Genomic DNA, 21,588 nt, shown 5'->3' with positions numbered 1-21,588 from the left:
TAATATGTATACATTAATTATTCCAGCAGCTGGTCAAGGGAAGCGGATGGGTGCTGGCAAAAATAAGTTGTTCTTACTTATTAATGAAGTACCGATTATTGTGCATACGTTACGTGCTTTTGAAAAGGATAAAGCGTGCAAAAGTATTATTATGGCAATTAATGAAGAAGAGCGCTCGTATTTTGAAGAGCTAATGCAGAAGTATCCGATTGAAAAGCCAGTACAATTTATTCAGGGCGGAGCTGAAAGACAAGATAGTGTGTATAATGCGATTCAGCATACTAGTGATGTTGAGTATGTCCTTGTACATGACGGTGCGCGTCCATTCGTAACGAATAAAGTGATTCAAGAGGTATTAACTGCAGCAGAAAAATATGGGGCGTCCATTTGTGCGGTGCCAGTGAAAGATACTGTTAAGAAGGTAGAGCAGGGTGTTGTTGTCGAAACGGTAGAAAGATCTCAGCTTAAAGCTGTACAAACACCGCAAGGGTTCTCTGTTTCTCTTTTGTTAGAAGCTCATAGAAGTGCGAAACAGAGTTGTTTCCTTGGTACAGATGATGCAAGTCTTGTAGAACGTATCGGGAAGCAAGTAGGTGTAGTAGAGGGAAGTTACTATAATATTAAAGTGACGACTCCAGAAGACTTACTAATTGCTGAAAGTTTCCTTCACGTTCAAAAGAAATGACAGTGATGATTATAGCGAAGAAAAGCTCGGCAACAGCCGGGCTTTTCTTTATAAGGATAGCAATATAATATAGAATCATAAAGCTATGTAGTTTAGCTTGAGGAGGATGTAAAAAATGTTTCGAATTGGACAAGGTTTTGATGTACATGAATTCGCGGAAGGTAGACCGTTAATTATTGGTGGAATTACAATTCCTCATGAGAAAGGATTAATTGGTCATTCAGACGCAGACGTATTGTTACATACGATTGCGGACGCATGTTTAGGCGCAATTGCAGCAGGGGATATTGGAAAGCATTTCCCTGATACAGATCCCGCCTTTAAAGATGCTGATTCAGCTGTATTACTGCAAAAGGTTTGGGAATTTGTATGTGAACAAGGTTACGAGTTAGGGAATCTAGATTGTACAATTATTGCTCAAAAGCCAAAGATGGCACCACATATTGAAAGTATGCGTAAACGCATTAGTGAGCTATTAGAAACGTCTATTGATAATATCAATGTAAAGGCAACAACAACAGAAAAATTAGGGTTTACAGGTAGAGAAGAAGGAATTGCTTCTCAAGCAGTTGTTTTATTACAGAAAAAATAAGGGTTTTTAATTCGTAAGATGGATAATCACATTTGTTTGGTGTACAATTATAGAATGTGTTGACATTAAGAATGGAAGGTGTACCAATTATGGAAAAGCAAGTGAGAGTGCGCTATGCGCCAAGTCCAACAGGACACTTACATATCGGAAATGCGCGTACGGCATTATTTAATTATTTATTTGCTCGTCATCAAGATGGTAAGTTTATTATTCGTATTGAAGATACTGATGTAAAACGTAATGTTGCTGGTGGAGAAGAAAGCCAATTAAAATACTTGAAATGGCTCGGTATGGACTGGGATGAAGGTGTTGATGTTGGTGGTGAATTTGGACCATATCGTCAAACAGAGCGTTTAGATATTTATAAAAAATTATATGAAGATTTACTAGAGCGTGGTTTAGCTTACAAATGTTATATGACAGAAGAAGAGCTAGAAGCAGAACGTGAAGGACAAATCTCTCGTGGTGAAACACCTCGTTACGCAGGTAACCACCGTGATTTAACTGAAGCACAAGAGAAAGAATTTGAAGCTGAGGGACGTATTCCAAGTATTCGTTTCCGTGTACCAGCTGACCGTGATTACACATTTAAAGATATCGTAAAAGATGAAGTTGCATTCCATTCAAATGATTTCGGTGATTTCGTTATCGTGAAAAAAGATGGAATTCCAACTTATAACTTTGCGGTAGCAGTAGATGATCACTTAATGGAAATTACACACGTACTTCGTGGTGATGATCATATTTCAAATACGCCAAAACAAATGATGATTTATGAAGCTTTCGGTTGGGATATCCCGCAATTTGGTCATATGACTTTAATTGTAAATGAAAGCCGTAAAAAATTAAGTAAGCGTGATGAATCTATTATTCAATTTATTGAGCAATATAAAGAGCTTGGATATCTTCCAGAAGCAATCTTTAACTTTATTGCATTACTAGGTTGGTCGCCAGTAGGAGAAGAAGAAATCTTCTCTCAAGAAGAGTTTATCAAAATGTTCGATGCAGCTCGTTTATCAAAATCACCTGCATTATTTGATTCTCAAAAATTAAAATGGATGAACAACCAATATATGAAAAAGCAAGACTTAGATACAGTGGTAGAATTAAGCTTACCGCATCTAGTGAAAGCTGGACGTATAGGTGAAACTTTAAGTGAACAAGAGCAAGCTTGGATTCATGATGTAATTGCGTTATATCATGAACAAATGAGTTTTGGAGCTGAAATTGTAGAGCTTTCTGAAATGTTCTTCAAAGATCATGTTGATCATGAAGAAGAAGGACAAGAAGTATTAAAAGGTGAACAAGTACCAGAAGTACTTCGTGCATTTGCTGGCCAAGTAGAAGCACTAGAAGCGATGGAACCAGCAGCAATTAAGGCGGCTATTAAAGCAGTTCAAAAGGAAACAGGCCATAAAGGTAAAAATTTATTTATGCCAATCCGTGTTGCAACTACTGGTCAAACACATGGTCCAGAGCTTCCTAATGCTATTGCACTTCTTGGAAAAGAAAAAGTTTTAAATCGTCTTCAAAAAGTAATTGGTTAACATTTTCTAGGTTTAGAAATATAATAAGTATACTTAAAACCTAATAAGGAAAAGCGACGAGAAGGAGAAGTAGAAAATCAGGCTTTTTACAGAGAGAACCACCTTTAGGCTGGAAGTGGTTTATAAGCGGATTTTTGAAATGCCCCTTCGAGTCTTCTGCTGAACAGCAAATTATTTTGCGAAACGTCTTAGGGCGTAAAGTAAGCAGAAGCGGTGTACACCGTTATCAGAGATGAGTTTGAGGCTTTTTTTAGCCTAAACAGAGTGGAACCGCGCTTATAAGGCGTCTCTGTCAATATGACAGAGGCGTCTTTTTTTATACCGTAAAACTGGGTATGAGTATAAGTTTTATCTACGTGTATAAAGATTTAGGGAGATAAGTAGGGAGTTAGTTCACTCGAAAAAGCAGCCCATAAAGGGGAGGGAACGTCGATGTTTAAGAGGCTTCGGGAAGATATTGAAGTCGTTTTTGAACAGGATCCAGCGGCAAGAAGTTATTTCGAAGTCATTTTGACTTACTCTGGATTACATGCAGTTTGGGCCCATCGAATTGCACATGCTTTTTATAAAAAGAATTTCTTCTTTATTGCACGTTGGATCTCACAAGTTAGTCGTTTCTTTACTGGTATCGAGATTCATCCAGGAGCAACAATTGGTCGTCGTTTTTTCATAGACCATGGAATGGGGGTTGTAATTGGAGAAACGTGCGAAATTGGCGATAATGTAACGATCTATCAAGGAGTTACATTAGGTGGTACGGGTAAAGAAAAGGGAAAGAGGCACCCTACAATTCAGGATAATGTATTAATTGCAACAGGTGCTAAAGTACTAGGTTCTATTACAGTTGGAGAGAATTCTAAAATTGGAGCAGGGTCTGTCGTATTAAAAGAAGTCCCTGCGCATTCTACAGTTGTAGGTATACCTGGCCGAGTCGTTATTCAAAATGGAGTAAAGATCGGTCAAGAATTAAATCATTCTGACCTTCCAGATCCAATTTTTGATAAATTAAAGGTTATGGAAGTAGAACTTGATAAATTGAAAAAACAACTTGAAGTAAAGGTAGAAAGGAAGGATAAAAATGACTATTCACATTTATAATACGTTAACGCGTCAAAAGGAAGAGTTTACTCCATTAGAAGAAAATAAGGTAAAGATGTATGTGTGTGGACCTACAGTTTATAACTATATTCACATCGGGAATGCAAGACCACCTATGGTATTTGATACGGTACGCCGTTATTTAGAATATAAAGGGTATGATGTGCAGTATGTATCCAACTTTACTGACGTAGATGATAAGCTAATTAAAGCAGCAAATGAATTAGGTGAAGATGTGCCGACAATTGCTGATCGTTTCGTTGAAGCGTACTTTGAGGATGTAACGGCACTAGGTTGCAAACACGCAACAGTACATCCGCGTGTAACGGAAAATATGGATATCATTATTGAATTTATTCAAGAACTTGTGAATAAAGGATATGCATATGAATCAGAAGGTGATGTGTACTTTAGAACGAAGGAATTCGAAGGGTACGGTAAATTATCGCATCAACCAATAGCAGACTTACGTCACGGTGCGCGTATTGAAGTAGGAGAAAAGAAACAAGACCCTCTTGATTTTGCTTTATGGAAAGCTGCGAAAGAAGGAGAAATCTTCTGGGAAAGCCCTTGGGGGGAAGGTCGTCCAGGCTGGCATATTGAATGCTCGGCAATGGCGCGTAAATACTTAGGAGATACAATCGATATTCATGCTGGTGGCCAAGACTTAGCATTTCCTCATCATGAGAATGAAATTGCGCAGTCTGAGGCGTTAACTGGAAAAACATTTGCACGTTATTGGATGCACAATGGATATATTAATATTAATAATGAGAAGATGTCTAAGTCACTGGGGAACTTCATTTTAGTTCACGATATCATTAAGCAATATGATCCACAGTTAATCAGATTCTTTATGCTATCGGTGCATTACCGTCACCCAATTAATTTCAGTGAAGAGTTATTACAAAGTACAAATAACGGACTGGAAAGAATTAAAACGGCTTACGGTAACTTAAAACACCGTATGGAAAGCAGTACCGATTTAACAGACCATAATGAAAATTGGTTAGCGGAACTGGAAAAATTCCAGACTGCATTTGAAGAAGCAATGAATGATGACTTCAACACTGCTAATGCAATCACTGAGTTATATAATGTAGCAAATCATGCGAATCAATATTTACTGGAAGAACATACGTCTAAAGTGGTAATTGAAGCATACGTAAAACAACTTGAAACATTATTTGATATTTTAGGGTTAGAATTAGCGCAAGACGAGTTGCTTGATGAAGAAATTGAGGCACTTATTCAAAAACGTATTGAAGCTCGTAAAAATCGTGATTTTGCATTGTCAGATCAAATTCGCGATGATTTAAAAGACCGTAATATTATTTTAGAAGATACCGCTCAAGGTACAAGATGGAAAAGAGGATAAGAATGATTGATGCAAAGCAATTAAACAGCTTAGCGTTAGCATACATGGGTGATGCGGTATATGAACAATATATCCGCTATCACCTACTTCAAAAAGGGAAAGTTCGTCCTAACCAATTACATCGATTAGGGACAAGCTTTGTTTCGGCAAAAGCACAGGCGAAAGTTGTTTATCATTTATTAGAGACAGCATTTTTAACTGAGGAAGAAGAAGCAGTACTAAGAAGAGGGCGTAATGCAAATTCAGGTACTGTTCCGAAAAACACGGATGTACAAACATATCGACATAGCACAGCTTTTGAAGCGCTAATTGGCTATCATCACTTATTAAATAATCGCGAAAGATTAGAAGAAATTGTATATAAGGCAATTGCTGTTTTAGAAGAAAAGGAAGGGGGCACATCATCATGAGTAGTGAATATATTATCGGACGTAACCCTGTAATTGAAGCGTTACGATCAGGAAGAGATATTAATAAAATTTGGATCGCAGAAGGTGCTGCCAAAGGACAAGTACAAATTGTACTAGCACTAGCGAAAGAAAATAAGGTTATTTTACAACATGCACCAAAGAAGAAGTTAGATCAATTAGTTGAGGGGAACCATCAAGGTGTAATTGCTCAAGTGGCTGCGTATCAATATGCTGAGCTAGAAGATCTATTTAAAGTAGCAGAGAAGCGTAATGAAGATCCGTTCTTCTTAATTTTAGATGAAATTGAAGACCCGCATAACCTAGGTTCTATTATGCGTACTGCGGATGCAACAGGAGCTCATGGAATTATTATTCCGAAAAGAAGAGCTGTGGGACTTACAGCATCAGTTGCGAAAGCATCGACTGGAGCAATTGAATATATTCCTGTCGCACGTGTAACGAATTTATCTCGTACAATCGATGAATTAAAAGAACGTGGACTTTGGATTGCTGGTACAGATGCAAAAGGGAAAACGGATTACCGTAATTTAGATGGTAAAATGCCAATTGGATTAGTAATTGGAAGTGAAGGAAAAGGTATGAGTCGTATTATTGGTGAAAAATGTGATTTCCTAATTACTTTACCGATGGTGGGTAAAGTTACATCCTTAAATGCTTCAGTAGCCGCAAGTTTGTTAATGTATGAGGTATATCGTAAGCGTCACGAAATTGGTAAATAAAAAATGAACGATATTTTAATCGTTGACGGTTACAACATTATCGGAGCTTGGGGAGACTTGAAGAAACTACGGGATGTAGATTTGCAATCATCAAGGGATGCACTGATTGATAAGATGGCGGATTACCAAGGATACACTGGTACAAAGGTAATGATAGTCTTTGATGCTTATACGGTACAAGGCATTGAAAAAAAGATGAAACAATCGCGTGTGGAAGTCATATTCACGAGAAAGAATCAAACTGCAGATGAAAAGATAGAGCAACTAGCGATAGAGCTTAGAAATATAAATACGCAAATATATGTTGCGACTTCTGATTATACGGAACAATGGGTTATATTTGCGCAAGGTGCTCTTCGGAAATCTGCACGTGAATTAGAGTTGGAAGTACAAGCGATGGAGCAACAAGTAAGAAGGCGTACGCAAGACACAAAAGAAAAGCAACCCGCCATGCGAAAGATATTTAGTAAAGATATTACAGAAAAATTAGAAAAATTAAGAAGAGGAGAGCGTTGAAGCATTGACGCTCTTTATCTTTTTACTGTATAATATTGCTAAATAAATAGCGGTCGGAGGGATCAAGGTGGAAGCAGGCTTCGTAAGTGTAGGCGACGTTACATTTCGTGATTTAGAGGATGAGGCAATCGTTGAATTAGTTCGAAAAGGTAATACTGACGCTCTAGAATATTTGATTCACAAATATAAGAACTTTGTTCGCGCGAAATCAAGATCTTATTTCTTAGTGGGTGCCGATCGAGAAGATATTGTTCAAGAAGGTATGATTGGATTGTTTAAAGCGATTCGTGATTATAAAGAGGACAAGCTGTCTTCATTCAAAGCATTTGCTGAACTGTGTATCACTCGACAAATTATTACCGCTATTAAAACAGCAACAAGGCAAAAACATATTCCGTTAAATTCATATGTGTCTTTAGATAAGCCGATTTATGATGAAGAATCTGATCGGACATTATTAGATGTTATTTCGGAAGCGAAGGTAACGGATCCTGAAGAAATGATTATAAGTCAGGAAGAATATACAGACATAGAATCTAAAATATCTGAATTATTAAGCGATTTAGAAAGAAAAGTTCTTTCTTTATATCTAGATGGTCGTTCTTATCAAGAGATTTCGGAACAGTTAAATAGACATGTGAAATCTATTGATAACGCTTTACAGAGGGTGAAGCGGAAATTGGAACGATATATGGAAATGAGAGAGAGTACCACTTTAAATTCATAACAAATACTACAGGTGTAAAAAATCACCTGTTTTCTTTTTGTAGAGAGTACAAAAGGCATGTCATTGACATTGTCTTTTGTTGTATGATACATTTTTAGGGACATAATGTTACAAGGTTGGTGTAACTAATGAGGAAAAAAGTTGTACTCTCATGTGAAGAGTGTAAAAATCGAAACTACTCTACGATGAAAGATACGAGCTCAGTAGAGCGACTTGAAATAAAGAAGTTTTGTAAAACATGCAATCAGCATACAGTTCACAAGGAAACAAAATAAATAATTGAAATAATACACTGGAGGTCCCGTAGATGCGTTTAACGAACTTTTTCGGCGATGTAGGTCGCGAAATGAAAAAAGTAAGTTGGCCTAAAAAAGATGAATTACTCCGTTCAACAGCGACTGTTATCGCTACAGTTGTCTTCTTTGCGATTTTCTTCGCAGTGGTTGATATGGGCATTTCTTCTTTAATTCGGTTAATTCTTGGTTAATTCTTGAATAAGAAGCACTTATCCATGATATAATGTTATTTATAAGAACTGTGTAAAAGCCCGGTGAACGGGTTTTTTCATTTGCGCAAAAAAATGTACGTCAGGGAGGGAAGGACGCTCGTCCTAAATGAATGGAAAAAAGTTGGTATGTTGTCCATACTTATTCTGGATATGAAAATAAAGTAAAAGCAAACCTAGAGAAACGTGTAGAATCAATGGGTATGCAAGATAAAATTTTCCGTGTTGTTGTCCCGGAAGAAGTAGAAGTAGAAATGAAAAACGGTAAAGAAAAATTAATGAAAAGAAAAGTGTTCCCAGGTTATGTATTAGTAGAATTAATCATGACTGATGACTCTTGGTATGTTGTACGTAACACGCCAGGTGTAACTGGGTTCGTTGGTTCTTCTGGTTCTGGATCTAAACCATCACCTCTATTAGAAGAGGAAGTTGTTACCATTATGAAGCATATGGGAATGGACAACGAAGTGGTTGATTTCGACTTTGAACTTCATGAAACAGTGCGTGTAAATGAGGGACCATTCGCAGATTATACAGGTGCTATTGAAGAAATTGATGTGGAGAAGAAAAAGGTTAGCGTGCTTGTGGACATGTTCGGTCGCGAGACTCCAGTTGAACTTGACTTCCATCAAATTGAAAAATTATAAAATGAAACTTGAAATGAATTGTAAAAAGTGATAATATCTTTTAAGTCAGTACGTCTTCGTTATCGGAGACGTTTTTTGAAAGATTTTATCCTTACAGATAAAATATGACGTGGGAGGGCAAATCACTGTCCAATTGACCACATCACGGACTTAAGGAGGTGTGTCTCGTGGCTAAAAAGGTAATTAAAATGGTAAAGCTTCAAATTCCTGCAGGTAAAGCTAACCCAGCTCCACCAGTTGGTCCAGCATTAGGACAAGCAGGTGTTAACATCATGGGCTTCTGTAAAGAGTTTAACGCTCGTACAGCTGATCAAGCTGGTCTTATCATCCCTGTTGAAATTACGGTATTTGAGGACCGTTCATTCACTTTCATTACTAAAACTCCTCCTGCTGCTGTTCTTCTTAAGAAAGTAGCTGGTATTGAGTCTGGTTCTGGTGAACCAAACCGTAATAAAGTGGCAACTGTTAAGCGTGATAAAGTACGCGAAATCGCTGAAACTAAAATGCCTGACCTAAACGCTGCTAGCGTAGAAGCTGCAATGCGTATGGTTGAAGGTACTGCACGCAGTATGGGCATCGTTATCGAAGACTAATTCGATTTGTTTTTTTAAAAAGGTTGCGGGTCTGGAATTCCAATTCGCAACCTTTATTATCGTAAATGATTATCGTTTTTAAATAAATGGATGGCGCGCATCCTCAGGTTATACCTGAAAATAAGCGTAAACGTGGGAGGTTATTCCGCTAAAACCACATTCGAGGAGGAAATAAAAATGGCTAAAAGAGGTAAAAAGTACGTAGAAGCTGCAAAGCTTGTTGATCGTGCAACTGCTTACTCTGCAACAGAAGCAGTAGAATTAGTAAAGAAAACAAACACAGCTAAATTTGATGCGACTGTAGAAGTTGCATTCCGTTTAGGTGTTGACCCTAAGAAAGCTGACCAACAAATCCGTGGTGCAGTTGTTCTTCCACACGGTACTGGTAAAGTGCAACGTGTATTAGTATTCGCTAAAGGCGAAAAAGCTAAAGAAGCTGAAGCTGCTGGAGCTGACTTCGTAGGCGATGCTGATTACATCGGTAAAATCCAACAAGGTTGGTTCGATTTCGATGTAGTAGTAGCAACTCCTGACATGATGGGTGAAGTTGGTAAACTTGGTCGTGTATTAGGACCTAAAGGTTTAATGCCAAACCCTAAAACTGGAACAGTTACTTTCGATGTAACTAAAGCTGTTAACGAAATCAAAGCTGGTAAAGTTGAATACCGCGTTGATAAAGCTGGTAACATCCACGTTCCAATCGGTAAAGTATCTTTCGAAGATGCTAAATTAGTAGAAAACTTCAGCACAATCGCTGACACTTTACAAAAAGTTAAGCCAGCTGCTGCAAAAGGTACTTACATGAAGAACGTAACAGTTGCTTCTACAATGGGACCTGGCGTACGTGTAGACGTTTCTACATTAGCGTAAATTTTGGAAGTTGACTTCATAAAGAAGTTTTTATATAATCATTTATGTTGTGAATTTAATTAGTGTACCGTAGACAGTAGGTGTCAATAGACTTAATTTCCTACCTAGGTGTTAATATACGAAACGGAATTTTTTTCTGTGACTATATGCCTCCATGTCTACAAGTTGGGCATGGAGGTTTTTAGTGCACTTTCGGTACATCTTCTATATAATCTACAGGAGGTGTAATAACATGAGCAAAGTAATCGAAACTAAACAACAAGTTGTAACTGAAATCGCGGACAAACTTCGCGAAAGTAAATCTACAATCGTTGTTGACTACCGTGGTTTAACAGTTTCTGAAGTAACAGAATTACGTAAAAACTTACGTGAGGCTGGCGTTGAGTTCAAAGTTTACAAAAACTCTTTAACTCGTCGTGCTGCAGAATCTGCTGAAATGGCTGAGTTAAACGAATTCTTAACAGGACCAAACGCAATCGCGTTCAGTAACGAGGATGTAGTTGCTCCTGCGAAAGTATTAAACGACTTCGCTACAAAACACGAAGCTTTAGAAATTAAAGCTGGTGTAATCGAAGGTAAACTTGTAACACTTGATGAGGTTAAAGCTATCGCTACTCTTCCATCACGTGAAGGCTTACTTTCTATGCTTCTTAGCGTTCTTCAAGCTCCAATCCGTAACCTTGCACTTGCTACTAAAGCAGTTGCAGAACAAAAGGAAGAGCAAGGCGCTTAATTTCTTAAAAGATAATTACTTGTTATCTATAAAACAATACAAACCTATTTAAGGGAGGATATTTACAATGACTAAAGAACAAATCATTGAAGCAGTTAAATCTATGACTGTATTAGAACTTAACGACTTAGTAAAAGCTATCGAGGAAGAATTCGGCGTAACTGCTGCTGCTCCTGTAGCTGTAGCTGGTGGCGCTGGTGAAGCTGCTGCTGAAAAAACTGAATTTGACGTAGTACTTGCAAGTGCTGGCGCTCAAAAAATCAAAGTTATCAAAGCTGTACGTGAAATCACTGGTCTTGGCTTAAAAGAAGCTAAAGAATTAGTTGACAACACTCCAAAAGCAATCAAAGAAGGCGTTTCTAAAGAGGAAGCTGAAGAAATGAAAGCTAAACTTGAAGAAGTTGGCGCTGCTGTAGAAGTTAAGTAATTAACTTTTGATGCTTTAAAAAAAGCTCGCTCTCATGCGAGCTTTTTTTTTAACTGTAAAGAAAAGAGGTGGCCATATGGCAGACCATTATTTTTCTAACGACCCTTCTAGTAAAAGTGATCGTAAGCGATGGGAATTTGCACTTCGTGGATCTCAATTTACTTTCTTATCTGACCGTGGGGTGTTCTCGAAAAACGAAGTGGACTTTGGTTCTCGTCTTTTAATTGAAGCGTTTCAAGTGCCAGATATTAAAGGTGATATATTAGACGTAGGTTGTGGATATGGACCAATTGGTTTATCGTTGGCGAAAGAGTTTCAAGACCGTAAAGTTCACATGGTGGATGTGAATGAAAGGGCGCTTGAGCTTGCGAAAGAAAATGCCGCTAACAATAGGATTGGAAATGTACACATTTTTCAAAGTAGCGTCTATGAAAATGTAGATGGTATGTATGCTGCTATTCTATCTAATCCTCCAATTCGTGCAGGTAAAGACATCGTGCATGAGATTTTAGAGAAGGCTGTAGAGTATTTAGTTCCAGGTGGAGAGTTGTGGATTGTTATTCAAAAGAAGCAAGGTGCACCATCTGCACTGAAGAAACTAGAGGAAGTATTCTCTGAAGTCGAAGTTGTAGAAAAGAAAAAAGGATATTATATCATAAAATCAAAAAAACGTTGACGGTTATTTTTGGCTATGTTAACATTATACAATGCCAATATATGATTTTCTGCGTTGAGAAAGATGTATATTTTTGTTTCTCTTGGAAAAGATAGTAAAATCAGCAGATTATGAAACAGAATGATGGTTTTCTTATAGAAGCCATTTTTCTTTTTTGAGCAGGTAGAAAGACTCAACGTATTTATCTTTAAGAGAAAAAGACTACGCTAATAGCAGTAGTTGTATTTATTTGTGATTTTGCGCAAATTTTTTTGTGCATTTATAATACTCATGATTTGAGGGGTGAAGCAGTTGACAGGTCAACTAGTTCAATACGGACGCCACCGCCAACGAAGAAGTTATGCCCGTATTAGTGAAGTATTAGAGTTACCAAATCTTATCGAAATTCAAACCTCTTCTTATCAGTGGTTTCTTGATGAGGGTTTGCGAGAAATGTTCCAAGACATTTCTCCGATTGAAGACTTTACGGGAAATCTATCGCTTGAATTTATCGACTACAGCTTAGGTGAACCTAAATACTCTGTAGACGAATGCAAAGAGCGTGATGTGACGTATGCAGCACCACTTCGTGTAAAAGTGCGTCTAATCAACAAGGAAACTGGTGAAGTAAAAGAACAAGATGTGTTCATGGGAGATTTCCCACTCATGACAGAGACTGGAACATTCGTAATTAACGGTGCAGAACGTGTTATCGTTTCCCAGTTAGTTCGCTCTCCAAGCGTATACTATAGTGGCAAAGTGGATAAAAACGGAAAACGTGGTTTTACTGCTACTGTAATTCCAAACCGCGGAGCTTGGTTAGAGTATGAGACAGATGCTAAGGATGTTGTATATGTGCGTATTGACCGTACGCGTAAACTTCCTGTAACTGTTTTGTTACGCGCATTAGGGTTTGGCTCTGATCAAGAAATCACCGAGCTTTTAGGTGATAACGAATACTTAAGCAACACATTAGAAAAAGACAACACAGATAGCACAGAAAAAGCATTGCTTGAAATTTATGAGCGTCTACGTCCTGGTGAACCACCAACAGTAGAAAATGCTAAGAGCTTACTTGTGTCTCGTTTCTTCGATCCAAAGCGCTACGATTTAGCAAATGTAGGTCGCTATAAGATCAACAAGAAGTTACACATTAAAAACAGATTGTTTAACCAACGCTTAGCTGAAACATTAGTGGATCCAGAAACTGGTGAAATTTTAGCGGCAGAAGGAACAATCTTAGATCGTCGTACACTTGATCGCATTTTACCTTACTTAGAGAAAAACATTGGATTCAAAACAGCGAAACCAATGGGTGGAGTGGTAGAAGGCGATGTTGAGCTGCAATCTATTAAGATTTATGCTCCTGAGTCAGAAGGCGAACGCGTAATTAATGTAATTGGTAATGCGAATATTACTCGTGATGTAAAACACATTACACCAGGTGATATCCTTGCTTCTATCAGTTACTTCTTCAACCTACTATACAAAGTAGGGGATACAGATGATATCGACCATTTAGGAAACCGTCGTCTGCGTTCAGTTGGAGAACTATTACAAAATCAATTCCGTATCGGTCTTTCTCGTATGGAGCGTGTTGTTCGTGAGAGAATGTCGATTCAGGATACAAATGCAATTACACCACAGGCGCTAATTAATATTCGTCCTGTTATTGCATCTATTAAAGAGTTCTTCGGAAGTTCTCAGTTATCTCAGTTCATGGACCAAACAAACCCATTAGCAGAGTTAACTCACAAACGAAGACTATCTGCATTAGGACCCGGTGGTTTAACGCGTGAGCGCGCAGGCTTTGAAGTGCGTGACGTTCACTACTCTCACTATGGTCGTATGTGTCCGATTGAAACACCAGAGGGACCAAACATCGGTTTGATTAACTCATTATCATCGTTCGCGAAAGTAAATGAGTTTGGTTTCATTGAAACACCATACCGTCGTGTTGATCCAGAAACTGGTCTTGTAACAGGGCAGGTTGATTACTTAACTGCAGATGAAGAAGATAATTATGTTGTAGCCCAAGCGAATATGAAATTATCTGAAGAAGGAGAATTCCTTAGTGAAGATATCGTAGCTCGTTTCCGTGGTGAAAACATTGTCACAAATAAAGAACGCATCGACTACATGGATGTATCTCCAAAACAAGTAGTGTCGGCAGCGACAGCTTGTATTCCGTTCTTAGAAAACGATGACTCTAACCGCGCACTTATGGGAGCGAACATGCAACGTCAGGCGGTTCCGTTAATGAATCCGGAATCTCCGATTGTAGGTACAGGTATGGAGTACGTATCAGCAAAAGACTCAGGTGCTGCAGTAATCTGTAAACACCCTGGTGTTGTTGAACGCGTAGAAGCACGTGAAGTTTGGGTACGTCGCTTTGTAGAAGTTGACGGTCAAACGGTAAAAGGCGACTTAGATCGCTACAAAATGCAAAAATTCATTCGTTCTAACCAAGGAACTTGCTACAACCAACGCCCAATCGTAAGTGTTGGAAATGAAGTTGTAAAAGGTGAAATCCTTGCGGATGGTCCTTCTATGGAATTAGGTGAACTAGCACTTGGACGTAACGTGCTTGTTGGCTTCATGACTTGGGACGGTTATAACTACGAGGATGCGATCATTATGAGTGAGCGCCTTGTAAAAGATGATGTGTACACTTCTATTCATATTGAAGAATATGAGTCAGAAGCTCGTGATACGAAGCTTGGACCAGAAGAAATTACACGTGACATTCCAAACGTTGGGGAAGATGCATTACGCAACCTTGACGAGCGCGGTATCATTCGCGTTGGTGCGGAAGTAAAAGATGGAGATTTACTTGTTGGTAAAGTAACACCTAAAGGTGTAACAGAATTAACAGCTGAAGAACGTCTATTACATGCTATCTTTGGAGAAAAAGCACGTGAAGTACGTGATACATCACTACGTGTACCACACGGTGGTGGCGGTATTATCTTAGACGTAAAAGTATTCAACCGTGAAGATGGCGATGAATTGCCACCAGGCGTGAATCAACTTGTACGTGCATATATCGTTCAAAAACGTAAAATTTCTGAAGGTGACAAGATGGCCGGACGTCACGGTAACAAAGGTGTTATCTCTCGTATTTTACCAGAAGAAGATATGCCTTACTTACCAGACGGTACGCCAATCGATATCATGTTAAACCCATTAGGGGTACCATCTCGTATGAATATCGGTCAGGTATTAGAGCTTCATCTTGGTATGGCAGCAAGATACCTTGGCATTCACATTGCAACACCAGTATTCGATGGTGCTCGTGAGGAAGATGTTTGGGGCACGATTGAAGAAGCTGGTATGGCAAATGACGCGAAAACAATCTTGTATGACGGACGTACTGGTGAACCATTCGATAACCGCGTATCTGTTGGTGTCATGTATATGATCAAACTTGCGCACATGGTTGACGATAAACTTCATGCTCGTTCTACTGGACCATACTCACTTGTAACGCAGCAGCCTCTTGGAGGTAAAGCTCAGTTCGGTGGACAGCGTTTCGGTGAGATGGAGGTTTGGGCACTTGAAGCTTATGGTGCTGCTTATACTCTTCAAGAAATCTTAACAGTGAAGTCTGATGATGTTGTTGGACGTGTTAAGACGTATGAAGCAATTGTTAAAGGCGAAAATGTTCCAGAACCAGGCGTTCCTGAATCATTCAAAGTATTGATTAAAGAGCTGCAAAGTTTAGGTATGGACGTTAAAATGATGTCTAGCGACGATAAAGAAATTGAAATGCGTGATACAGAAGATGACGATGATCATCAATCAGCAGATAAATTGAATGTCGAAGTTGAGACAACTAAGGAATAATTGGGATAACCTGTAGACTAAAAGGGAGGTAGGCCCCTTGATAGATGTAAATAACTTTGAATATATGAAGATTGGACTTGCTTCACCTGACAAGATTCGTTCTTGGTCATACGGTGAAGTTAAGAAACCAGAAACAATTAACTATCGTACGTTAAAGCCTGAAAAAGATGGCTTGTTCTGTGAGCGTATTTTCGGACCACAAAAGGACTGGGAATGTCATTGCGGAAAATACAAACGTGTACGTTATAAAGGTGTAGTTTGTGATCGATGTGGCGTTGAAGTAACGCGTGCAAAAGTTCGTCGTGAACGTATGGGTCATATCGAATTAGCTGCTCCTGTATCTCATATTTGGTATTTCAAAGGTATCCCGAGCCGCATGGGACTTGTCTTAGACATGTCCCCTCGCGCGCTTGAAGAAGTAATTTATTTCGCTTCTTATGTTGTAACAGAAAGTGGAGATACACCACTTGATAAGAAGCAATTACTTTCTGAAAAAGAATACCGTGCATATCGTGATCGATATGGTAGCACATTCCAAGCTGCTATGGGTGCAGAAGCGATTAAAAAGCTACTACAAGACATCGATTTAGATAAAGAAGTAGACTTCTTAAAAGAAGAATTAAAAACAGCACAAGGACAACGCCGTACTCGTGCTATTAAACGTCTAGAAGTATTAGAAGCATTCCGTAACTCTGGAAATCACCCATCTTGGATGATCCTAGATGTTCTTCCAGTTATCCCACCAGAACTACGCCCAATGGTACAGTTGGATGGTGGACGTTTTGCTACTTCTGACTTAAACGACTTATACCGTCGTGTAATTAACCGTAACAATCGTTTAAAACGTCTATTGGACTTAGGTGCACCAAGCATTATCGTTCAAAACGAAAAACGTATGTTACAAGAAGCTGTAGACGCATTAATCGATAATGGTCGCCGTGGCCGTCCAGTTACTGGACCGGGTAACCGTCCATTAAAATCACTATCTCACATGCTTAAAGGTAAACAAGGACGTTTCCGTCAAAACTTATTAGGTAAACGTGTTGACTACTCTGGCCGTTCTGTAATCGTTGTAGGACCGAACTTAAAGATGTACCAATGTGGATTACCGAAAGAAATGGCGCTTGAATTGTTTAAGCCTTTCGTTATGAAAGAGTTAGTTGGAAAAGGTTTAGCACACAACATTAAGAGTGCTAAACGTAAAATCGAGCGTGTACAACCTGAAGTTTGGGACGTTTTAGAATCTGTGATCAAAGAGCATCCAGTACTTCTAAACCGCGCACCAACACTTCACCGTCTTGGTATCCAGGCGTTTGAACCTACATTAGTAGAAGGTCGCGCAATTCGTCTTCACCCACTTGTATGTACTGCATACAACGCGGACTTTGACGGTGACCAAATGGCGGTTCACGTTCCGTTATCATCAGAGGCACAAGCAGAAGCTCGTATTCTTATGTTAGCGGCGCAAAACATCTTGAATCCAAAAGACGGAAAACCAGTTGTTACTCCATCTCAGGATATGGTATTAGGTAACTACTACTTAACTCTTGAGCGTGAAGGCGCAATCGGTGAAGGTATGGTCTTCAAAGATGCAAACGAAGCAATACTTGCATACCAAAATGGATATGTACATCTGCACACACGTGTCGCAGTTGCTGCAAGTTCAGTAAATAACGTAACATTTACTGAAGAGCAAAAAGGTAAGCTTCTATTAACAACAGTTGGTAAATTAATATTTAACGAAATCTTACCAGAGTCGTTCCCTTATATTAATGAACCGACAAACTCAAACCTTGAAAAAGAAACACCAGCGGAGTATTTCGTTGAAAAAGGTGCGAACATTAAAGAAATTATTGCTAGTCGCGAAGAAGTGGCGCCATTTAGCAAGAAGATCCTTGGTAACATCATTGCGGAAGTATTCAAACGTTTCCAAATCACGGAAACATCTCGTATGCTTGACCGCATGAAAAACTTAGGATTTAAGTACTCTACAAAAGCTGGTATTACAGTTGGGGTATCTGACATTCTTGTATTAGGCGAAAAAGATGAAATTCTCCATGAAGCACAAGCAAAAGTAGATAATGTAATTAAACAATTCCGTCGCGGTTTGATCACAGAAGAAGAACGTTACGATCGCGTTATCTCTATTTGGAGTAATGCAAAAGATGTTATCCAAGGAAAACTGATGAAATCCTTGAATAAACGCAATCCAATCTTCATGATGAGTGATTCCGGTGCCCGTGGTAACGCATCGAACTTTACTCAGCTTGCTGGTATGCGTGGTCTGATGGCCAATCCATCTGGTCGTATTATCGAACTTCCAATTAAATCAAGTTTCCGTGAAGGTTTAACAGTACTTGAGTACTTCATCTCTACGCATGGTGCGCGTAAAGGTCTTGCCGATACAGCACTTAAAACTGCCGATTCTGGTTACTTAACACGTCGTCTTGTAGACGTTGCACAAGATGTAATTGTCCGTGAAGATGATTGTGGAACAGATCGTGGTCTATTAATTGGTGCGATTAAAGAGGGTAATGAAGTAATTGAGTCATTATATGATCGTCTTGTTGGACGTTTTGCAAGAAAAACTGTAAAACATCCTGAAACAGGTGAAGTATTAGTTAGTGAAAACCAACTAATCACTGAAGATATCGCTCATATCGTTGAAAATTCGGGTGTTGAAACTGTAAACATTCGTTCAGCGTTCACGTGTAACACTCGCCACGGTGTATGTAAGAAGTGTTACGGTCGTAACTTAGCAACTGGTACAGACGTAGAAGTAGGAGAAGCGGTAGGTATTATCGCAGCTCAATCTATCGGTGAGCCAGGTACACAGTTAACGATGCGTACGTTCCATACAGGTGGGGTTGCCGGAGATGATATCACTCAAGGTTTACCTCGTATCCAAGAGATCTTCGAAGCTCGTAATCCGAAAGGTCAGGCAGTTATCAGTGAAATCGATGGTGTTATCGCAGCGATCAACGATGTTAAAGATCGCCAAGAAGTAGTTGTACAGGGTGAAGTTGAAGCTCGTACGTATGCTATTCCTTACGGTGCGCGTCTGAAAGTAACTCCAGGACAGCCAATTAGCCACGGTAAAGAGTTAACAGAAGGTTCTATTGATCCGAAAGAATTACTAAAAGTAACGGACATTACGGCGGTTCAAGAATACTTATTACGTGAAGTTCAAAAAGTATACCGTATGCAAGGGGTAGAAATTGGCGACAAACACGTAGAAGTAATGGTACGTCAAATGTTACGTAAAGTTCGTGTAAGTGATGCGGGTGAAACAGATGTATTACCAGGAACATTACTAGATATCCATCAGTTTACTGATGCGAATGCGAAGGTGTTACTGAAAGGTAAACAACCAGCAACAGCTAGACCTGTTCTACTTGGTATTACAAAAGCTTCGCTTGAAACTGATTCATTCTTATCTGCAGCATCGTTCCAAGAAACGACACGTGTCTTAACTGATGCAGCAATTAAGGGTAAACGCGATGAACTTCTAGGATTGAAAGAAAATGTTATTATCGGTAAACTTGTTCCTGCTGGAACAGGTATGAATCGTTATCGCAAAGTGGACCTTGTAAAAACAACTCAAGGTGACATGAATGTAGAAAACGATGAAGTTTATGTGGAACAGTAAAATTTTCCGTCGTAAATTTTGTATAAAAACAGCTAATCCTAGTTGACATTGTATGAAGCAAAATGTTACTATAATCAAGGTTGCTCCTGAACGATGCTTTGGAGGATATTTATATGTCTTATCAAAAAGTGTCAAATGCTGAAAATGTAGTCGTTGGTCATAAACGCACATTGGAGGCAATCAAAAATGGTATAGTTAAAGAAGTTGTTATTGCGGAAGATGCTGATATGCGGTTAACCCATATGATCATTCGTACTGCCTTGCAACATAACATACCCATAAACAAAGTTGAATCAGTTCGTAAGCTTGGAAAAGTTTCGGGGATTCAAGTGGGAGCTTCAGCAATAGGAATAATAAGTTAAAACTGTTTTTGTGAGGAGAGAGCATTTGCTCTCCCTTGCAAAAACTTTGTTTTCAACTAATAATGAACCACCTGGATATGTGGTCATACAAACATGCGAAGGGAGGATAATCAAATGCCTACTATTAACCAATTAGTGAGAAATGGTCGTACTGATAAAGTATGGAAGTCTAAATCACCTGCGTTAAACAAAGGTTTTAACTCTTTAAAGAAAAAATCAACTGATATCTCTGCACCTCAAAAACGTGGTGTATGTACTCGTGTTGGTACAATGACTCCGAAGAAACCGAACTCAGCGTTACGTAAATACGCTCGTGTACGTTTAACAAATGGTATTGAAGTTACAGCTTACATCCCAGGTATCGGTCATAACCTACAAGAGCATAGCGTAGTATTAATTCGCGGTGGTCGAGTAAAGGATTTACCAGGGGTACGTTACCACATCGTTCGTGGTGCGCTTGATACTGCTGGTGTTGACAAACGTATGCAAGGACGTTCTAAATATGGTACTAAGCGACCAAAACCTGCTAAAAAATAATAACTTTAAAATGAAAGGAGGAACTCAATATGCCTCGTAAAGGACCTGTTGCGAAACGTGACGTGTTACCAGATCCAATGTACAAATCTAAGCTAGTAACACGCCTTATCAACAAAATGATGGTTGACGGTAAAAAAGGTAAATCTCAAACAATTCTTTATAACGCTTTCGATATCGTTCGTGAACGTTCAGAGAAAGACCCTATGGAAGTATTCGAGCAAGCTCTTAAGAACATCATGCCTGTTCTTGAAGTACGTGCTCGTCGTGTTGGTGGTGCTAACTACCAAGTTCCAGTTGAGGTTCGTCCAGAACGCCGTACAACTTTAGGTCTTCGCTGGTTAGTAAACTATGCTCGTCTTCGTGGTGAAAAAACTATGGAAGAGCGTCTAGCTTACGAAATCTTAGATGCAGCTAACAACGCTGGTGCATCTGTTAAGAAACGTGAAGACACTCATAAAATGGCAGAAGCTAACAAAGCATTTGCTCATTACCGTTGGTAGGATTCAACGTAAAATAAATGTAAGCATAAACCGCTTTATTTGTCGCTTATGGAAGTGTGGAGAGGGAGAATGCCTCTCCCTTTCGTTGGGCGCTCGTTTTACATAATGAGGGTACTGGACATACTGACATGTGTAACAATATAAAGTGGCTTTTTTGCTACTTAAAATAAAAAAATCCAATCCATATATGGAAGGAGCAAGACACCAAATGACAAGAGAGTTCTCTTTAGAAAACACTCGTAATATTGGTATCATGGCTCACATCGATGCTGGTAAAACAACAGCAACTGAGCGTATTCTGTATTACACAGGACGTATTCATAAAATCGGTGAAACTCATGAAGGTGCATCTCAGATGGACTGGATGGAGCAAGAGCAAGAGCGTGGTATCACAATTACTTCTGCTGCAACTACAGCTCAATGGAAAGGTCACCGTGTAAACATCATTGACACTCCAGGACACGTAGACTTCACAGTAGAAGTAGAACGTTCTTTACGCGTACTTGATGGTGCGGTAGCAGTACTTGATGCACAATCTGGTGTAGAACCACAAACAGAAACTGTTTGGCGT

At 39.1% G+C, this 21,588-nt stretch carries 23 protein-coding genes and 2 other annotated features; all 23 genes read left to right on the top strand.

Annotation, left to right across the window (positions count from 1 at the left end; all coding sequences use genetic code 11):
• Nucleotides 1-4 precede the first annotated feature (4 nt).
• Nucleotides 5-685 (top strand): 2-C-methyl-D-erythritol 4-phosphate cytidylyltransferase, encoded by a 681-nt coding sequence (gene ispD, locus MR113_RS19995; protein ID WP_242256396.1) that lies wholly within the window; start codon nt 5-7, stop codon nt 683-685.
• Nucleotides 686-800: 115 nt separating this feature from the next.
• Nucleotides 801-1,277 carry a 2-C-methyl-D-erythritol 2,4-cyclodiphosphate synthase gene (gene ispF / locus MR113_RS19990; protein ID WP_002159614.1) on the top strand — a complete coding sequence of 159 codons (477 nt, stop codon included), beginning with the start codon at nt 801-803 and terminating at the stop codon, nt 1,275-1,277.
• Nucleotides 1,278-1,366: 89 nt separating this feature from the next.
• Nucleotides 1,367-2,824: a glutamate--tRNA ligase gene (gene gltX, locus MR113_RS19985; protein ID WP_242256394.1), complete on the top strand. Its 1,458-nt coding sequence runs from the start codon at nt 1,367-1,369 to the stop codon at nt 2,822-2,824.
• 47 nt (nt 2,825-2,871) lie between these two features.
• Nucleotides 2,872-3,118 (top strand) — a binding site (T-box leader).
• 138 nt (nt 3,119-3,256) lie between these two features.
• On the top strand, nt 3,257-3,922 hold the full coding sequence (gene cysE, locus MR113_RS19980; protein WP_000476500.1) for a serine O-acetyltransferase: 666 nt from the start codon (nt 3,257-3,259) through the stop codon (nt 3,920-3,922).
• On the top strand, nt 3,903-5,300 hold the full coding sequence (gene cysS, locus MR113_RS19975; protein WP_242256392.1) for a cysteine--tRNA ligase: 1,398 nt from the start codon (nt 3,903-3,905) through the stop codon (nt 5,298-5,300). The genes cysE and cysS overlap by 20 nt, the downstream gene beginning before the upstream one ends.
• A gap of 2 nt (nt 5,301-5,302) precedes the next feature.
• Complete coding sequence (locus MR113_RS19970) at nt 5,303-5,710, top strand: Mini-ribonuclease 3 (protein WP_086384897.1); 408 nt, start codon at nt 5,303-5,305, stop codon at nt 5,708-5,710.
• Nucleotides 5,707-6,450, top strand: coding sequence for a 23S rRNA (guanosine(2251)-2'-O)-methyltransferase RlmB (rlmB, locus tag MR113_RS19965; protein ID WP_000093762.1), 744 nt, complete (start codon nt 5,707-5,709; stop codon nt 6,448-6,450). Before MR113_RS19970 ends, rlmB begins: the two co-directional genes overlap by 4 nt.
• A 3-nt stretch (nt 6,451-6,453) precedes the next feature.
• Nucleotides 6,454-6,966 carry an NYN domain-containing protein gene (locus tag MR113_RS19960; RefSeq protein ID WP_000997888.1) on the top strand — a complete coding sequence of 171 codons (513 nt, stop codon included), beginning with the start codon at nt 6,454-6,456 and terminating at the stop codon, nt 6,964-6,966.
• 67 nt (nt 6,967-7,033) lie between these two features.
• Nucleotides 7,034-7,693, top strand: coding sequence for an RNA polymerase factor sigma-70 (locus MR113_RS19955; RefSeq protein ID WP_000387198.1), 660 nt, complete (start codon nt 7,034-7,036; stop codon nt 7,691-7,693).
• 128 nt (nt 7,694-7,821) lie between these two features.
• Nucleotides 7,822-7,968: a 50S ribosomal protein L33 gene (rpmG, locus tag MR113_RS19950; RefSeq protein ID WP_002070160.1), complete on the top strand. Its 147-nt coding sequence runs from the start codon at nt 7,822-7,824 to the stop codon at nt 7,966-7,968.
• A 32-nt stretch (nt 7,969-8,000) separates the two neighbouring features.
• Nucleotides 8,001-8,180, top strand: coding sequence for a preprotein translocase subunit SecE (gene secE, locus MR113_RS19945; RefSeq protein WP_001241321.1), 180 nt, complete (start codon nt 8,001-8,003; stop codon nt 8,178-8,180).
• A 131-nt stretch (nt 8,181-8,311) separates the two neighbouring features.
• Complete coding sequence (nusG, locus tag MR113_RS19940; protein WP_000415794.1) at nt 8,312-8,845, top strand: transcription termination/antitermination protein NusG; 534 nt, start codon at nt 8,312-8,314, stop codon at nt 8,843-8,845.
• A gap of 167 nt (nt 8,846-9,012) precedes the next feature.
• Entirely contained in the window at nt 9,013-9,438 is a 426-nt protein-coding gene (gene rplK / locus MR113_RS19935; RefSeq protein ID WP_001085872.1) for a 50S ribosomal protein L11, read from the top strand.
• 177 nt (nt 9,439-9,615) lie between these two features.
• Nucleotides 9,616-10,308 carry a 50S ribosomal protein L1 gene (rplA, locus tag MR113_RS19930; RefSeq protein ID WP_002070162.1) on the top strand — a complete coding sequence of 231 codons (693 nt, stop codon included), beginning with the start codon at nt 9,616-9,618 and terminating at the stop codon, nt 10,306-10,308.
• Nucleotides 10,309-10,357: 49 nt separating this feature from the next.
• Nucleotides 10,358-10,501 (top strand) — a sequence feature (ribosomal protein L10 leader region).
• Nucleotides 10,502-10,540: 39 nt separating this feature from the next.
• On the top strand, nt 10,541-11,041 hold the full coding sequence (rplJ, locus tag MR113_RS19925; protein WP_000048721.1) for a 50S ribosomal protein L10: 501 nt from the start codon (nt 10,541-10,543) through the stop codon (nt 11,039-11,041).
• 67 nt (nt 11,042-11,108) lie between these two features.
• Nucleotides 11,109-11,468, top strand: a complete 360-nt coding sequence (rplL, locus tag MR113_RS19920; protein ID WP_000159737.1) for a 50S ribosomal protein L7/L12 — start codon at nt 11,109-11,111, stop codon at nt 11,466-11,468.
• 76 nt (nt 11,469-11,544) lie between these two features.
• On the top strand, nt 11,545-12,144 hold the full coding sequence (locus MR113_RS19915) for a class I SAM-dependent methyltransferase (protein ID WP_060629207.1): 600 nt from the start codon (nt 11,545-11,547) through the stop codon (nt 12,142-12,144).
• 291 nt (nt 12,145-12,435) lie between these two features.
• The gene (gene rpoB, locus MR113_RS19910; RefSeq protein WP_061678374.1) at nt 12,436-15,969 is read left to right on the top strand and encodes a DNA-directed RNA polymerase subunit beta; all 3,534 of its coding nucleotides are present in this window, start codon (nt 12,436-12,438) and stop codon (nt 15,967-15,969) included.
• Between the two features lie 37 nt (nt 15,970-16,006).
• Entirely contained in the window at nt 16,007-19,618 is a 3,612-nt protein-coding gene (gene rpoC / locus MR113_RS19905) for a DNA-directed RNA polymerase subunit beta' (protein ID WP_000567949.1), read from the top strand.
• Nucleotides 19,619-19,731: 113 nt separating this feature from the next.
• Nucleotides 19,732-19,980, top strand: a complete 249-nt coding sequence (locus tag MR113_RS19900; protein WP_061678373.1) for a ribosomal L7Ae/L30e/S12e/Gadd45 family protein — start codon at nt 19,732-19,734, stop codon at nt 19,978-19,980.
• A 114-nt stretch (nt 19,981-20,094) separates the two neighbouring features.
• Entirely contained in the window at nt 20,095-20,517 is a 423-nt protein-coding gene (gene rpsL, locus MR113_RS19895; RefSeq protein WP_001142341.1) for a 30S ribosomal protein S12, read from the top strand.
• Between the two features lie 29 nt (nt 20,518-20,546).
• Nucleotides 20,547-21,017, top strand: a complete 471-nt coding sequence (gene rpsG, locus MR113_RS19890) for a 30S ribosomal protein S7 (protein ID WP_001137490.1) — start codon at nt 20,547-20,549, stop codon at nt 21,015-21,017.
• Nucleotides 21,018-21,225: 208 nt separating this feature from the next.
• A partial coding sequence (locus MR113_RS19885; RefSeq protein ID WP_242256390.1) for a GTP-binding protein occupies nt 21,226-21,588 on the top strand: 363 nt, incomplete at its 3' end.

Source organism: Bacillus cereus group sp. BfR-BA-01379, from assembly GCF_022663605.1.
Taxonomy (GTDB): Bacteria; Bacillota; Bacilli; order Bacillales; family Bacillaceae_G; genus Bacillus_A; species Bacillus_A mobilis.
This window is presented reverse-complemented; position numbering and strand designations above follow the sequence as displayed.

Bases quoted from the DNA above. Each gene is read 5' to 3' on its own strand.
- ispD (WP_242256396.1), top strand. From the start codon at position 5: ATGTATACATTAATTATTCCAGCAGCTGGTCAAGGGAAGCGGATGGGT.
- ispF (WP_002159614.1), top strand. From the start codon at position 801: ATGTTTCGAATTGGACAAGGTTTTGATGTACATGAATTCGCGGAAGGT.
- gltX (WP_242256394.1), top strand. From the start codon at position 1,367: ATGGAAAAGCAAGTGAGAGTGCGCTATGCGCCAAGTCCAACAGGACAC.
- cysE (WP_000476500.1), top strand. From the start codon at position 3,257: ATGTTTAAGAGGCTTCGGGAAGATATTGAAGTCGTTTTTGAACAGGAT.
- cysS (WP_242256392.1), top strand. From the start codon at position 3,903: ATGACTATTCACATTTATAATACGTTAACGCGTCAAAAGGAAGAGTTT.
- MR113_RS19970 (WP_086384897.1), top strand. From the start codon at position 5,303: ATGATTGATGCAAAGCAATTAAACAGCTTAGCGTTAGCATACATGGGT.
- rlmB (WP_000093762.1), top strand. From the start codon at position 5,707: ATGAGTAGTGAATATATTATCGGACGTAACCCTGTAATTGAAGCGTTA.
- MR113_RS19960 (WP_000997888.1), top strand. From the start codon at position 6,454: ATGAACGATATTTTAATCGTTGACGGTTACAACATTATCGGAGCTTGG.
- rpmG (WP_002070160.1), top strand. From the start codon at position 7,822: ATGAGGAAAAAAGTTGTACTCTCATGTGAAGAGTGTAAAAATCGAAAC.
- secE (WP_001241321.1), top strand. From the start codon at position 8,001: ATGCGTTTAACGAACTTTTTCGGCGATGTAGGTCGCGAAATGAAAAAA.
- nusG (WP_000415794.1), top strand. From the start codon at position 8,312: ATGGAAAAAAGTTGGTATGTTGTCCATACTTATTCTGGATATGAAAAT.
- rplA (WP_002070162.1), top strand. From the start codon at position 9,616: ATGGCTAAAAGAGGTAAAAAGTACGTAGAAGCTGCAAAGCTTGTTGAT.
- rplJ (WP_000048721.1), top strand. From the start codon at position 10,541: ATGAGCAAAGTAATCGAAACTAAACAACAAGTTGTAACTGAAATCGCG.
- rplL (WP_000159737.1), top strand. From the start codon at position 11,109: ATGACTAAAGAACAAATCATTGAAGCAGTTAAATCTATGACTGTATTA.
- MR113_RS19915 (WP_060629207.1), top strand. From the start codon at position 11,545: ATGGCAGACCATTATTTTTCTAACGACCCTTCTAGTAAAAGTGATCGT.
- MR113_RS19900 (WP_061678373.1), top strand. From the start codon at position 19,732: ATGTCTTATCAAAAAGTGTCAAATGCTGAAAATGTAGTCGTTGGTCAT.
- rpsL (WP_001142341.1), top strand. From the start codon at position 20,095: ATGCCTACTATTAACCAATTAGTGAGAAATGGTCGTACTGATAAAGTA.
- rpsG (WP_001137490.1), top strand. From the start codon at position 20,547: ATGCCTCGTAAAGGACCTGTTGCGAAACGTGACGTGTTACCAGATCCA.